This window comes from Acinetobacter sp. ANC 4216 (genome assembly GCF_004331195.1).
In the GTDB taxonomy this organism is placed as follows: Bacteria; Pseudomonadota; Gammaproteobacteria; order Pseudomonadales; family Moraxellaceae; genus Acinetobacter; species Acinetobacter kookii.
Map to the genome: position 1 here is coordinate 122,887 of NZ_SJOC01000001.1, position 14,303 is coordinate 137,189.

At 44.3% G+C, this 14,303-nt stretch carries 13 protein-coding genes; 7 read left to right on the forward strand and 6 right to left on the reverse strand.

Annotated features, from left to right (window positions below):
• Positions 1–2 precede the first annotated feature (2 nt).
• From E0H88_RS00625 to E0H88_RS00650, 6 genes are all read right to left on the reverse strand, one after another.
• On the reverse strand, positions 3–707 hold the full coding sequence (locus E0H88_RS00625) for a CoA transferase subunit A (RefSeq protein WP_131272718.1): 705 nt from the start codon (positions 705–707) through the stop codon (positions 3–5).
• 100 nt (positions 708–807) lie between these two features.
• Positions 808–1,710 (reverse strand): hydroxymethylglutaryl-CoA lyase, encoded by a 903-nt coding sequence (locus E0H88_RS00630; RefSeq protein WP_131272719.1) that lies wholly within the window; start codon positions 1,708–1,710, stop codon positions 808–810.
• Positions 1,707–3,701, reverse strand: coding sequence for an acetyl/propionyl/methylcrotonyl-CoA carboxylase subunit alpha (locus tag E0H88_RS00635; RefSeq protein ID WP_131272720.1), 1,995 nt, complete (start codon positions 3,699–3,701; stop codon positions 1,707–1,709). The genes E0H88_RS00630 and E0H88_RS00635 overlap by 4 nt, the downstream gene beginning before the upstream one ends.
• A gap of 18 nt (positions 3,702–3,719) precedes the next feature.
• Complete coding sequence (locus E0H88_RS00640; protein WP_131272721.1) at positions 3,720–4,514, reverse strand: enoyl-CoA hydratase/isomerase family protein; 795 nt, start codon at positions 4,512–4,514, stop codon at positions 3,720–3,722.
• An 11-nt stretch (positions 4,515–4,525) separates the two neighbouring features.
• Positions 4,526–6,127: a carboxyl transferase domain-containing protein gene (locus E0H88_RS00645; protein ID WP_131272722.1), complete on the reverse strand. Its 1,602-nt coding sequence runs from the start codon at positions 6,125–6,127 to the stop codon at positions 4,526–4,528.
• Between the two features lie 34 nt (positions 6,128–6,161).
• Entirely contained in the window at positions 6,162–7,334 is a 1,173-nt protein-coding gene (locus E0H88_RS00650) for an isovaleryl-CoA dehydrogenase (protein ID WP_131272723.1), read from the reverse strand.
• A 148-nt stretch (positions 7,335–7,482) separates the two neighbouring features.
• On the opposite strand from E0H88_RS00650, the gene E0H88_RS00655 reads away from it, so the two are divergent.
• From E0H88_RS00655 to E0H88_RS00685, 7 genes are all read left to right on the forward strand, one after another.
• Entirely contained in the window at positions 7,483–8,112 is a 630-nt protein-coding gene (locus E0H88_RS00655; protein ID WP_131272724.1) for a TetR/AcrR family transcriptional regulator, read from the forward strand.
• Positions 8,113–8,213: 101 nt separating this feature from the next.
• Entirely contained in the window at positions 8,214–9,902 is a 1,689-nt protein-coding gene (locus E0H88_RS00660) for an AMP-binding protein (protein ID WP_131272725.1), read from the forward strand.
• A gap of 172 nt (positions 9,903–10,074) precedes the next feature.
• Positions 10,075–11,067 (forward strand): biotin synthase BioB, encoded by a 993-nt coding sequence (bioB, locus tag E0H88_RS00665; protein WP_131272726.1) that lies wholly within the window; start codon positions 10,075–10,077, stop codon positions 11,065–11,067.
• A gap of 58 nt (positions 11,068–11,125) precedes the next feature.
• Complete coding sequence (locus tag E0H88_RS00670) at positions 11,126–11,812, forward strand: class I SAM-dependent methyltransferase (protein WP_131272727.1); 687 nt, start codon at positions 11,126–11,128, stop codon at positions 11,810–11,812.
• Between the two features lie 82 nt (positions 11,813–11,894).
• Entirely contained in the window at positions 11,895–12,692 is a 798-nt protein-coding gene (locus E0H88_RS00675; protein WP_131272728.1) for a thioesterase family protein, read from the forward strand.
• Positions 12,693–12,787: 95 nt separating this feature from the next.
• A complete protein-coding gene (locus E0H88_RS00680) occupies positions 12,788–13,570 on the forward strand; it encodes a Rossmann-like and DUF2520 domain-containing protein (protein ID WP_131272729.1) in 783 nt (260 codons plus the stop codon).
• Between the two features lie 47 nt (positions 13,571–13,617).
• Positions 13,618–14,292, forward strand: a complete 675-nt coding sequence (locus tag E0H88_RS00685) for a class I SAM-dependent methyltransferase (RefSeq protein WP_131272730.1) — start codon at positions 13,618–13,620, stop codon at positions 14,290–14,292.
• The last annotated feature ends 11 nt before the right edge of the window (positions 14,293–14,303 follow it).

Genomic DNA, 14,303 nt, shown 5'->3' on the forward strand with positions numbered 1-14,303 from the left:
GATTAAGCCTCCGCCTTTAAAGTCATTTGTTCGATACGTTTTTCTGGAGTTGCATTCAGTACAATACGATTCACATAAATCCCTGGGAGGTGAATTTCATCCGGGTCTAAATCGCCAATTTCAACAATTTGTTCAACTTCTGCAATGGTGATTTTGCCCGCCATGGCACAGACTGGATTAAAGTTTTGGGCGGTTTTACGGAAAATCAAATTGCCGGCTGTATCGGCTTTGTAGGCTTTGACCAGTGCTACATCTGCCGTTAAAGATTCTTCTAAAATATACTCTTTGCCCTTAAATTCTCGGACTTCTTTGCCTTCTGCAATTAAGGTGCCGACACCGGTTTGGGTAAAGAAAGCCGGAATGCCCGCACCGCCAGCACGTAATTTTTCTGCCAATGTGCCTTGTGGAGTGAGTTCAACCTCTAATTCTCCATTTAAAAACTGGCGTTCAAATTCTTTGTTTTCACCGACATAAGATGAAATCATTTTTTTGATTTGTTTGGTTTCGAGTAACAGTCCTAAACCAAAACCATCGACACCAGCGTTATTAGAAATACAGGTCAGTTGTTTCGCACCTGTAGCTTTTAGCGCAGCAATCAGGGATTCAGGAATACCGCATAAACCAAAACCGCCAACTGCCAAGGTCTGTCCATCCTGAACCACGCCATTTAATGCAGCTTGTGCGCTGTCATATACCTTATTGGACATTTGTCACCTCTATTTATTCTTTACCTGGCATTCACTTGCCGTTGAATTTGTTGTAATACGTGTTACCTGTGTGCCCAAGACTATTTAGGCCTACGCCGCTTTAGGCACAGGCCTTTTGCCAGTAGGCATTGGCATAGTTAGATGGATTGTTGCGCTGTAATACTTCGCTGATGTTACGGCTTGCCTGCATTAAAGCATCGACCTGAATACCCGTTTCAAAGCCCATATTGGAGAGTAGGTAATACAAATCCTCAGTCGAGACATTGCCCGAAGCACCTTTGGCATAGGGGCAACCGCCCAAACCTGCAATGGATGAATCAAATACCCGAATGCCTTGTAGTAAAGACTGATAAATATTGGCAATCGCCATACCGTAGGTATTGTGGAAATGACCTGCCAGAACTTTGGCATCAACTTGCGCCAAGCACGCTTCCCAGACTTTTTGCACACGGTCAGGGGTTGCGGTGCCAATGGTTTCGCCCAAAGACACTTCATAGCAGCCCATATCCAATAATTGGTGTGTGACTTTTGCAACCTGTTTCGGGTCAATTGCACCTTCATAAGGGCAGTCCACCATACAAGACACATAACCACGCACTCGAATATTATGTGCTTTGGCTTGAAGCATGACATCACTAAACTTTTCCAGACTTTCTTCAATTGAGCAGTTGATGTTTTTTCGGGTAAAGCTCTCAGAAGCTGCGGTAAACACGGCAACCTCTTTACAACCCACCGCCAAAGCCGACTCAAAACCTTTTAAGTTTGGAGTCAGTAAACTGAATTGAATGTTTGGATCTTGTGGCAGGCTGGCAAACAGCACGTCGCTGTCTGCCATTTGCGGAACCCATTTGGCTGAAACACATGAACCAACTTCGATGTTTTTCAAACCCGTTTGCATTAAATCTAGAATCAGGTTTTTGCGGTCTGCCAAAGTGAGTGGTGTTTTCTCATTTTGCAGACCATCACGTGGGCCGACTTCTACAATTTTGACAAATTCAGTCATGCAACTTCCTCCGTCAATGCTTCAAATTCAACCAGTTCATCGCCAGCTTTGACCTGATCGCCTGCCTGGAAATATGAACTTGCCACAATGCCATCGAAAGGCGCACGAATTGAATATTCAATTTTCATGGCTTCAAGGGTCATCAGCACATCATCTTTTTTCACGCGGGCATTGGCCGCCACCAGGACTTGGGTAATCACACCCGGCATTGGCGCAGTCAGGTTATTTTCTGCGCCTTGCTCATCCTGCTGCTGATAATCTGGCTTAATGTAATCGAAGCTATGCGTTTGACCATTATGGAACAGGGTAATGCCATTTTCATTCTGGCTAAAAGCCAGTTTTTGCTGTTTGGCATTCAGTTGCAGCGCTAAAGTGTGCGCATCAATAAACTGACCCTGAACTGGAAATTGCTGACCGTTATAGTGGGCAACAAAGCCCTGATCTTGAGTATTGAACTGAACTTTAAGCGTAATACTATTACGTTGTAATTGTACTGTATGTGCATTTTGCTGATTCAGACGCCAGAAAGACTTCTGCTGCCAGACTGAATTATTTGCAACCGGGTTTTGAGCCTGGCGTGTTAGCAGCTCAATTAGTGCAGCACTGACCACCAGTTCAGCATTGATTTCTGCAGAAGGCTTCAGTAAAAATGCTTCTTCACGTTGAATCAGGCCTGTGTCTAAATTGGCATTTTTAAAGGAATCACACAGCACCAAGCGATCCAGGAATGCAATATTGTTGCCCAAACCATCGACATGGAACTGACCCAAAGCATGGTGCATTTGTGTTAATGCAGCTTCACGGTTTTTGCCCCAGACAATCAGTTTGGCAATCATTGGGTCGTAGTAGGTACTGATTTCATCGCCTTCTACAATGCCGCTGTCTACACGTACTGCGTCATTTTGTTCTGGATAATGCAGGTAGCTGATTTGACCAATGGCAGGAATAAAGCCTTTCTCTGGCTCTTCGGCATAGACACGTGCTTCGAGTGCATGACCGTGAATCTGCAATTCATGCTGCTGTTTTGGTAATGGTTCACCAAAGGCAACCCGCAACTGCCATTCTACAAGATCTTGCCCTGTAATCATTTCAGTGACAGGGTGTTCTACTTGAAGACGGGTATTCATTTCCATGAAATAAGCTGTACCGTCTTGTTCGACAATAAACTCTACCGTACCCGCACCGACGTAATCGACCGCACGTGCGGCATCAATGGCAGCTTGGCGCATGGCTTCAAGTTTATCTTCTGGCATTTTTGGCGCAGGTGCTTCTTCAAGTACTTTTTGATGACGACGCTGCACTGAGCAATCACGTTCAAATAAATGTACGTAGTTGCCGTGGGTATCTCCAAAAACCTGTACTTCAATATGGCGTGGCTGAATCACATAGCGTTCAATCAGCACATCTTCATTGCCAAAGCTGGAACGTGCTTCACTTTTACATGAAGCAAGTAAGCTGAGAAAGTCTTCACTGCGTTCCACCAAGCGCATGCCTTTACCACCACCGCCAGCACTGGCTTTAATGAGGACAGGATAGCCAATTTGATCGGCTTGTTGTTTTAAGAATGCTACATCTTGATTGCTGCCATGATAGCCCGGAGTTAGCGGCACACCTGCTTTTTCCATCAAAGCTTTAGAGGTGGCCTTTAGACCCATCGCCAAAATGGCCTCTACTGGTGGGCCAATAAAGACAATATTGTTGTCCTTACAGGCCAGTGCAAACTTGTCATTTTCAGACAGGAAGCCATAGCCCGGGTGAATGGCTTGTGCCCCTGAGCTTTTGGCTGCCTGAATAATACGTTCAACTTGCAAATAACTTTGTGCCGCAGGGGATTCACCAATATAAATGGCTTCATCTGCCAGTTTGACGTGTTGTGATTGCGCATCGGCATCTGAATACACCGCAACTGTAGCAATCCCGAGTTTTTTTGCCGTACGAATTACACGGCAGGCAATTTCACCACGGTTGGCAATTAAAATCTTTTCAAACATAGTGCGATCCTTCTTTTATTATGCCGTGGTCTTGATCCAAGCCGGGCTTTGTTTATTCAAAAATGCATTTAAGCCATTTTTCGCCTCATCTCCTTGGCGAACATGCGCAATATGCTGTGCAGTTTGTTGCAATAAGTCTTCAGTCAAAACTTGATGATTGACCATCTGAATCAGTTGTTTAGAGGCATGTTGTGCCTCTGGGCCACCCAGCAATAAGGCTTGCACAATTTCATCAATTTTACTGTCTAAGTCTTCGGCTGAAGTGACTTCATGTGCCAAGCCAATTTGCTGTGCCTGTTCTGCAGAAATACGCTCTGCCGTTAAAAAGTAACGTGATGCCTGACGTGCGCCAATCGCACGAATGACATAAGGACTAATGGTGGAAGGGGCGAGTCCTAAGCGTACTTCAGAGGTTGCAAACTTTGCATCGGTGCTGGCAACGCAAATATCACAGGCAGACGCCAAACCCATACCGCCACCAAAGGCAATGCCATGTACACGGGCAATGGTTGGTTGTTTTAACGTCGCTAAACTTTGTAGCATTTTTGCCAGTTTCAGAGCATCGGCTTGATTCTCTGCTTCAGACGCTTGACCTGCCTGTTTCATCCAGTTCAGGTCTGCGCCTGCAGAAAAACTTTTGCCGCGTCCTGCCAAAATTACCACCCGAATATCATCACGGGTATTCAGTGCCTGAAAGCAGGCGTGTAATTCTTCAATCACTTGTGTATTGAAGGCATTGTGCAGTTCCGCACGATTAATCCAAACCGTCGCCACTTGGTTTTGTTGTTCGAGTTGTAAAAACTGATAATCCATTGTGTCACCTCTTACATGCGGAACACGCCAAATTTGGTCGGTTGGATGGGTGCATTCAGGGCAGCGGCTAAACTTAATGCCAAGACTTCACGCGACTGCGCTGGATCAATCACACCGTCATCCCATAAACGCGCAGAAGCATAATATGGATGACCTTGACGCTCGTATTGATCACGAATCGGTTGTTTGAACTGATCTTCTTCTTCTGCAGACCAGCTGCCGCCTTTGGCTTCAATTTGATCACGTTTTAAGGTAGACAGTACGCTCGATGCCTGTTCGCCACCCATCACCGAAATACGTGAGTTTGGCCATGTCCACATAAAGCGTGGTGAATAAGCACGACCACACATGCCGTAGTTACCTGCACCAAAAGAACCACCAATCACCAAAGTCAGTTTAGGCACATTAGCAGTGGCAACCGCCATCACCAGTTTGGCACCATTTTTGGCAATACCTTCATTTTCATATTGGCGTCCAACCATAAAGCCCGTGATATTTTGAATAAATAACAGAGGAATGTTGCGTTGGGTGCACAGCTCAATAAAGTGTGCGCCTTTTTGTGCCGACTCGGAAAATAAAATACCGTTGTTGGCAATAATCCCGACAGGCATACCATACAGTTTGGCAAAACCTGTAATCAGGGTAGTACCAAAACGCGCTTTGAATTCATCAAAACGTGACCCATCGACAATGCGGGCAATCACTTCACGTACATCAAACGGTTTACGCGCATCAGTCGGAACAATGCCATACAGCTCAGAAGCATCGAATAACGGTGCTTCTATATGTTCAGGCTGTGGGTTTGGCTTTTTGTTTAAGTTAGCCACGATGTTGCGGGCAATGGCCAAAGCATGCTCATCATTTTCTGCCAGATGGTCTGCTACACCTGACAGGCGAGTATGCACATCGCCACCACCTAAGTCTTCACTGCTGACCACTTCACCGGTTGCGGCTTTAACCAACGGCGGGCCACCTAAGAAAATTGTACCCTGATTACGCACAATAATGGTTTCATCCGACATGGCAGGTACATAAGCACCACCTGCAGTACAGCTTCCCATCACAACGGCAATTTGGGCAATACCCATGCTCGACATGCGGGCTTGGTTGTAGAAAATGCGTCCGAAATGATCACGGTCTGGAAAGACTTCATCTTGTAGTGGCAAATATGCACCGCCCGAATCGACCAAATAAATACAGGTCAGGTGATTCTGTTCTGCAATTTCCTGTGCGCGTAAATGCTTTTTCACAGTCAGTGGATAGTAAGTTCCACCTTTTACGGTGGCATCGTTGGCAATGATCATACAGGTCACGCCATTCACCTGACCCACGCCAGCAACCACACCCGCAGCAGGTACATCATCCTGATAGACCTGATACGCAGCCAATTGACCAATTTCAATAAATGCAGTGCCAGGATCAATTAAGTGGTCAATCCGTTCACGTGGCAGCAATTTGCCACGGTCTAAATGTTTTTGGCGTGCAGTTTCGCCACCACCCAAAGCAATTTTTTGGACTTTTTCTCGAAGATCATCGACTAGGCTTTGCATCGCAGCTTGGTTGTTTTTAAACTCATCGCTGCGAATATTAATTTTGCTCTGTAATTGATTCATGCCAACATCCTTGTCTAATTTTTGTGATTTATTTTTAGGCAGTTTCGTTAAACAGTTCACGGCCAATCAGCATGCGGCGAATCTCTGAAGTACCTGCACCAATTTCATAGAGTTTGGCATCACGCCATAAACGTCCTGCAGAGAATTCGTTGATATAGCCATTGCCACCCAAGGTTTGAATGGTTTCACCTGCCATCCATGTGGCTTTTTCGGCTGCATATAAAATGGCACTGGCTGCATCTTTACGTAAGCTGCGGCTGTGTTCAGCCTTGTCGCATTCTGCGCCGACGGCATAAACGAGTGCTTTACATGCCAGCCAAGTCGAATACATATCGGCGATTTTGCCTTGCATGAGCTGGAATTCACCCAATGCCTGACCAAACTGTTTACGTTCATGAATATAAGGAATCACGGTGTCCATGCAGGCATCCATAATGCCCAGTGGTCCTGCACTTAAAACTGCACGTTCATAGTCCAGTCCACTCATCAGCACTTTTGTACCATTGCCAACACCGCCCAAGACGTTTTCTTTGGGTACTTCAACATTGTCAAAGAATAGTGGATAGGTATTTGAGCCGCGCATCCCCAGTTTGTCTAAATGGCTGCCATGACTAAAACCTGGCATGGTTTTTTCAATCAAGAAAGCAGTCATGCCTTTGGCGCCCGCCTGCAAATCAGTTTTGGCATACACCACCAACACATCGGCATCACCGCCATTGGTAATCCACATTTTTGAGCCGTTAAGCAAGTAATGATCGCCTTTGTCTTCTGCTTTTAGCTTCATGCTGACGACATCTGAGCCTGCGTTCGGTTCAGACATGGCCAAAGCGCCGACATAATCGCCTGAAACCAGTTTTGGCAAATAGCGTTGCTTCTGTTCTTCTGTCCCATTTCGCTTAATTTGGTTCACACATAGGTTAGAATGAGCACCGTAAGACAAACCAATGGATGCTGATGCACGAGAAATTTCTTGCATGGCAATGATGTGAGCCAAATAGCCTAAGTTGGTGCCGCCGTATTCTTCACTCACGGTTAAGCCAAGTAAGCCCATATCGCCAAATTTTTTCCAAAGCTGGGCAGGGAATTCGTTATCACGATCAACCTGTTGTGCAATGGGTGCAATTTCCTTTGCACAAAAAGCAGCGATTGAATCACGCAGGGCGATTAAGGTTTCATCTAAGCCGAAGTCTAAGCTTTGTAAATTCATGTATTCATTCATCCTGAGGTTATATTTGTTGTTCCTAAAACAAGCATTGTTGTTGTGCTTAGGTTCTAACATACATCTAAAATTTGAAAAAGTGAACTAAAATTCACAAAATGATTTACAATTCATTTTATCTGGTTGAGAATAAGATATGAGTTATAAAAGATCATCATTGATGCAGGAACGTATGGAACAAAATCGCAACGCGATTTTAGATTCTGCTCGTGAACTTATTGCTCATGGGGGCTTTAAAGAAGCGTCTATACAAGCCATTGCAGAACGCGCTGGTGTTTCTACAGGTTTGGTGTATCGCTACTTTGAAAATAAAAATCAGATTCTGATTGAAGTTTTATCGGATGCGATTCGTCGTGAGGTCGAAATTTTGGACCACATTGCGAAGTCAGATTTAACGCCAAAACAAAAATTGCAAAAATCTGTTACAACTTTTGTGAAGCGTGCGATGAACAGCCCCCAATTGGCGTATTCGTTAATGTTCGAGCCTGTAGACCCAGAAATGGAACATGAGCGTTTTCGCAGTAAACAATTGATCAAACAAAGCATCAAGGAAATTTTGGCTGAAGGAAAAGTCAATGGTGAGTTTGAGTTTGAAGATTTAAACACTGCAGCTTTAGGTGTGGTTGGATCCATGACCTTTGTGGTGATTGAGCCTTTAAATCCTTCTCGCAATGTGATGTTTGATCAAAATTATAAAGATTACTTTGTCAAACAAATTGCCGATTTTTGTGTGAATGCAGTGCGGAAACAGGAAGGAGGGAAATAAGAACAACGCACAAAATAGGCAAAAAGTAATCGTCGTCATAGAACAAAACAATATAGCCATGTTGGAAAACAGAATTACAAAGAATCAAGGAGATCGATTCAATGACACAAGTACGGTTAAGTTATGCCTATGGCACCAGTAATCAGCCTTTGCTAGGTATGACTATTGGTGAAAAGTTTGATCAGGCTTGCCAGCAATATGCAGATCAGGATGCTTTGGTAAGCGTGCATCAAAATGTGCGTCTGACCTATAAACAACTCCAGCAACAGGTCAATGCCTTTGCCTGTAGCTTATTAAAACTCGGTTTTAAGAAAGGTGACCGCCTTGCCATTTGGTCTCCGAATTGTGTGGAATGGACAATCACTCAATTCGCAGCCTTTAAGGCAGGGGTAATTTTGGTGAATTTAAACCCTGCCTATAAAAGCAATGAACTGGAATTTGTGCTGAACAAGGTTTCCTGTAAAGGTTTGGTGATTGCATCGCAGTTTAAAAGCACCAATTATCAGGAAATTTTAACCAAAATTGCGCCAGAGCTGTGTCAGGCAGACAACAAAGTCCTCAATGCCAAGCGCTTACCACATTTAAAGCATGTGATTAAAATTGATGATCAAGCCCAGACAGGAATGCATCGTTTTCAGGATTTGCTGCCAAGTCCAACCACACACATGCTGAAAAAGCTGGATCAAATTGCCAGTGAATTGCAGTTTGATGAAACCATCAATATTCAATTTACCTCGGGCACGACAGGTAATCCGAAAGGTACCATGCTCACCCACAACAACATTTTAAATAATGGTTACTTTGTAGGTGAGGCCATTCATTTAAGTCCGCAAGATCGTGTCTGTATTTCAGTTCCGTTATTCCACTGTTTTGGCATGGTGATGGGCAATTTGGCCTGTATCACACATGGCTCAACCATGGTCTATCCATCTGCAGTGTTTAATCCACTCGATACCTTAAAAGCCATTCAGCAAGAAAAATGCACGGCCGCTTATGGTGTACCGACCATGTTTATTGCCATTTTAGAGCATGAGCAGTTTGATGAATTTGATTTGTCTAGCTTGCGTACAGGCATTATGGCAGGCAGTCCATGCCCGCAAGAAATTATGCAACGTGTGATAGACCGCATGCACATGTCACAAATCACCATTTGTTATGGCATGACCGAAACAGCGCCTGTGAGCGCACAAAGTTCGACGGATGATTCGGTAGAACGCCGTGTCAGTACAGTCGGTCGAGTGCATCCACACTTGGAAGTTAAAATTGTGGATGAAGATGGCAAGGTCGTACCGCGTGGGCAATTGGGTGAATTGTGTGTGCGTGGTTATTCGGTGATGCTAGGGTATTGGGATGAGCACGACAAAACCCAAGAAGTCATTGATGCTGCACGCTGGATGCACACGGGCGACATTGCAGAAATGGACGATGAAGGCTTTGTGAAAATCAAAGGTCGCATTAAAGATGTGGTGATTCGTGGTGGAGAAAACCTGTTCCCTAAAGAAATTGAAGATTTCTTATATACCCACGATGCAGTTTGTGATGTGCAAGTGATTGGCGTGCCAGATCATCGTTATGGCGAAGAACTGTGTGCCTGTATTATTTTGCATGAACATCATGAGTGTACCGAAGAGGCGATTCGCCAATACTGTGCAGAACACATTTCACATAATAAAGTCCCACGTTATGTGCGTTTCTTTAGTGAATTTCCAATGACCGCTTCAGGTAAGGCACAGAAATTTAAATTACGTGAATTTATGCGTGAAGAATTAAATCTAAAGGAAATTGCTTAAAGTCCTATTTCTGGCATGCATTGCTACGAGATTGACCTTTAAATTTTGTCAGTACATATCCTTTATTTCTTGCACAGAGATAAAGGGTAAAACACTCAAATAAGTGCTCGCTCATTCTGTGAAAAATTACCCTAATTATAAGAGCGATGCGTGATCATCAAGGATGAAAACAATGAATGTACGTAATGATTGGACCCGAGAAGAAATTCAGCAGTTATATGAACAGCCTTTTCTGGATTTGGTCTTTGAAGCACAGCGCGTGCATCGCCAACATTTTTCTGCCAATACCGTACAAGTCAGTACTTTATTGTCGATTAAAACAGGTAAATGCCCAGAAGACTGTAAATATTGCTCGCAGTCTGCGCATTATGATTCACAGCTTGAAGCTGAAAAACGCATTGCGGTTGAAAAAGTCATTCAGGAAGCCAAAGAAGCTTTAGAGTCTGGTTCTTCTCGTTTTTGTATGGGTGCTGCATGGCGTAACCCGCATGAGCGTGATATGCCGTATGTATTGGAAATGGTGCGTGAAGTCAAAGCATTGGGCTTAGAAACGTGTATGACTTTGGGAATGTTAAACCAATCTCAGGCAGAACGTTTAAAAGATGCAGGCTTAGATTATTACAACCACAATCTCGACACTTCGCGTGAATATTATCCCAATGTGATCAGTACCCGCAGCTTTGACGATCGTTTAAATACCTTAGATATTGTGCGCCAAACAGGCATGAAAGTCTGCAGTGGTGGTATTGTCGGTTTAGGTGAAGATACCCAAGACCGTATCGGCTTATTGCATGAATTGGCAACTTTGCCGTTGCACCCTGAATCGGTGCCCATCAATATGCTGGTTCCGATTGAAGGCACGCCATTAGCTGAAGTTGAAAAACTGGATGTCATTGAGTGGATTCGTACTATTGCAGTGGCACGTATTATTATGCCAAACAGCTACATTCGTTTATCTGCAGGGCGTGAATCGTTGTCTGATTCAGATCAGGCCTTGGCATTTATTGCAGGTGCGAACTCGTTATTTTCAGGCGAAAAGCTTTTGACCACACCAAACGCAGGCGAAGGCAAAGACAAGCAATTGTTCCAAAAGCTAGGCCTAGTGCCAGAACGTGCCAAACCAACCGTTGCAGACTTATCGGTCGATGCGATGGCAGTGGCCTAAGTTGCTTTTTAAAATGTTCAGTTTCTGATGTCAGTAAATTAAATAAGAATCATGTGATATGGCAAAAGATTTTCACAGTGCAACCGTGGTTGCAGGCTATGACAGTCATATTCGGAAACTCATTCCTGGATATGAATTGGTACATCAACACATCAACGCAATTTTAAGCAGCCATTTGCCCGAAACAGCACAGCTTTTGGTGGTGGGTTGTGGTACAGGCTATGAGTTGCAGTATTTACTGCAGCAACATCCACAGTGGCAATTCACTGCCATCGACCCATCTTTAAGCATGTTGCAGCAGGCAGAAAAAAATATTCAGTCTGTGGCAGGGCATGAGCGAGTGCGTTTTATACAGGCCGATACACATCAATTTGCTCAGCAAGCGCAGGTTGAAAACTTGCAGTTTGATGCAGCTTTGTCCATTTTGGTGGCGCATTTTGTACCTGTGGCAGAAAAAACATTATTTTTTCAGGATATTTACCAAACATTAAAACCTGCAGCAATTTTATTAAGCTATGATCTGATGCAGCAGACTGAAAATATAGAACTGCGCTGGATGCAGAATTTGGCTTTGGATTGTGGTTTAACCACGATACAAGCGGAAAAAATGCTTGCACGCTTGGCCGATGATTTTCATTTAATGACTGTCGATGCGCAGGCAGCATTGCTTACTCAAGTCGGTTTTCGCCAGTGTAAGACCTATTGTCAACTCATGAATTATTATGGTTTTTTTACTCAGAAATAGTTTATCAATCGCGTAATTAAGTCAGCAAATATTTGTAGTAAAAGTATCAGTATAAAAAGTCAGATCAGGGAAAGAGAGAAAAATGTCAGCCTATTACACTTTACTCAAACGTGAACAACATGCCGATGGTCGTTGTACTGCCCACTATTGTTCCAATATTCATGCACAGGGTGCTTGGAATCCGCATGAGCAACACATGGCACCTGCAACGGGTATTTTATGTGCAGAGCTCGAGCAATTTATGCCACGTGATGATATGCGAATTGGTCGGGTCAGTTTAGATATTTTTGGTTTGATCGCCTTTGGTGAGTTCAGCATCACGACTCGCATGATCCGGCCTGGTAAAACCATTGAACTGATTGAAGCGGAAATGTGTGCTGAAGGAAAAACCTGTATTGTGGCGCGCGCATGGAAAATGAAAACCTCAGACACACGTGCAATTGCAGGGTTGGAAGACTTACCTGTAGAAAACCCTGAATATTTGCCCGATTGGGATGGCATGCGCTGCTGGCCAGGGGGCTATATCCAAAGTATTGAAACCCGAGCACATTTAGACCGTCGTGCAGGCAAGGGCATTGTCTGGCTGAGAAATCAATTAGAGATGATTGAAAATCAAGCCACATCTAGTTTTGTTCGTTTAATGGGCATGGTAGATACCGCCAATGGGGTCGTACCACGCCTAGACCCGAATGAAGGTTGGGGGTTTCCAAATTTGGATTTACAAATCCATCTACATCGTTTACCGCAAGGTGAGTGGTTGGGTTTGGAAGTGACACAGCAATATGGTGAAGATGGAATCGGGCTGACCAGCGGAATTTTGCACGATACCCAAGGTCCATTTGGACGTAGTGAGCAGATTTTAACTTTGCGTCAATTCTAAAATTGATTCACGCTTAAACAAAAACATCAGGACGAATTGCTTCGTCCTTTTATTCTTGGCATGCTTGGACTGAATTGTAAAACGTGAACTTAGCTATGCGAATCAGTTTTATTGGTGCAGGACGGGTGGCACATCATCTGGCTGCTGTTTTAAGCCAGAATCATCAGATTGTACAGATCTACAGCCGGACTTTAGAACATGCCCAAGCCCTGGCGAGTCAGGTCGCTGCAAAGGCCACAGCCAATATTGCAGAACTTGAACCAGATGTAGATCTGGTGATTATTGCGGTGAGCGATCAGGCGATTGCAGAGGTCATTCAACGGGTGCATGCACAATTCACAGATGTGTTGATTGTGCATACCTCAGGCAGTACCGATATTCAGGTTCTGGCAGAGGTTCATGCACGCGCCGGGGTATTTTATCCTTTGCAGACCTTTAGCCTGGCTCGTGAAATAGACTGGCAGGCCACGCCTTTGTTTGTAGAGGCAGTCCAGCCGCAGGATCAGGCGCAATTGATCCAGTTGGCAAATAGCCTAAGTTCACGCGTGTATGCCTATACATCGGCACAGCGTTTAAGTTTACATTTGGCGGCAGTGTTTGCCTGTAATTTTAGCAATTACTGTTATGACATGGCGAAGCAGATAGTCGATGCCAAGCAGGTCGATTTCTCGCTGCTTTATCCCCTAATTCTGGAAACAGCCCATAAAGCCGTACAGCATGAGCCTAAACAGATGCAGACCGGGCCAGCCATGCGGGGAGATCAGAATATCTTAAACAGGCATCAGCAGATGCTTGAGGATGCTAAACGCGAAGATTTGAAAAAAGTTTACAATTTAATGAGTCAACAGATTCTGCAATCGCATCAGGCTAAAGCGTGAACTAAGCTTAAATAAATTTAGCCCATGTATTGCAAAAGGAGGCAGCGATGGCAAAAGATTTTAATAGTCAGTATGTTGTAGATGGTTATGATGAACATATCCGCAAATTAATTCCCGGCTATGAAGTGGTACATCAACAGATCCGGGCTTTATTGAAAACGTATGTAGATGAATATGCGCATGTGCTGATTGTCGGTTGTGGTACTGGCTATGAGCTGGGTCATCTGGTCCAGTTGTTTCCTGACTGGACCTTTACCGCCACAGAGTTGTCACAAAACATGCTGGATAAGGCCAGACACCATATCCACGCCTTGAATGCCTCGCATCGGGTGGAGTTCGTATTGGGCGATGTAGACCAGTTAAAAACGGACCAGTCTTACGATGCGGCACTGTCCATTCTGGTTACGCATTTTGTGGCTTATCTAGAGAAGCCCAAGTTCTTTAAAGCCATTTCCTCACGTTTAAAATCTCAAGGCATATTCATCACTTTTGACTTGACCAAAATCAAGTCGGAGCAGGAGTTGCAGACCCTCAAATATCTATGTGAGGCCAATGGCTTAACGCCTTCACAGGCTGCGGTCATGCTGGAGCGTCTAGAAGATGATTTTTATCCGTTATCGAAGCAGGAAACTTTTGAACAACTGAAAGCGAGTGGTTTTGAAGCTGTGCAGGGGTTTACCCAGATTTTGTTCTATCAAGGTTATATGGCGATAAAAGCTTAAACTTTGAGTAT

Coding starts and splice junctions, on each gene's coding strand:
- E0H88_RS00640 (WP_131272721.1), bottom strand. CDS start 4,514: ATGGATTATCAGTTTTTACAACTCGAACAACAAAACCAAGTGGCGACG.
- E0H88_RS00655 (WP_131272724.1), top strand. CDS start 7,483: ATGAGTTATAAAAGATCATCATTGATGCAGGAACGTATGGAACAAAAT.
- E0H88_RS00625 (WP_131272718.1), bottom strand. CDS start 707: ATGTCCAATAAGGTATATGACAGCGCACAAGCTGCATTAAATGGCGTG.
- E0H88_RS00630 (WP_131272719.1), bottom strand. CDS start 1,710: ATGACTGAATTTGTCAAAATTGTAGAAGTCGGCCCACGTGATGGTCTG.
- E0H88_RS00645 (WP_131272722.1), bottom strand. CDS start 6,127: ATGAATCAATTACAGAGCAAAATTAATATTCGCAGCGATGAGTTTAAA.
- E0H88_RS00650 (WP_131272723.1), bottom strand. CDS start 7,334: ATGAATTTACAAAGCTTAGACTTCGGCTTAGATGAAACCTTAATCGCC.
- E0H88_RS00680 (WP_131272729.1), top strand. CDS start 12,788: ATGCGAATCAGTTTTATTGGTGCAGGACGGGTGGCACATCATCTGGCT.
- E0H88_RS00660 (WP_131272725.1), top strand. CDS start 8,214: ATGACACAAGTACGGTTAAGTTATGCCTATGGCACCAGTAATCAGCCT.
- E0H88_RS00635 (WP_131272720.1), bottom strand. CDS start 3,701: ATGTTTGAAAAGATTTTAATTGCCAACCGTGGTGAAATTGCCTGCCGT.
- bioB (WP_131272726.1), top strand. CDS start 10,075: ATGAATGTACGTAATGATTGGACCCGAGAAGAAATTCAGCAGTTATAT.
- E0H88_RS00675 (WP_131272728.1), top strand. CDS start 11,895: ATGTCAGCCTATTACACTTTACTCAAACGTGAACAACATGCCGATGGT.
- E0H88_RS00685 (WP_131272730.1), top strand. CDS start 13,618: ATGGCAAAAGATTTTAATAGTCAGTATGTTGTAGATGGTTATGATGAA.
- E0H88_RS00670 (WP_131272727.1), top strand. CDS start 11,126: ATGGCAAAAGATTTTCACAGTGCAACCGTGGTTGCAGGCTATGACAGT.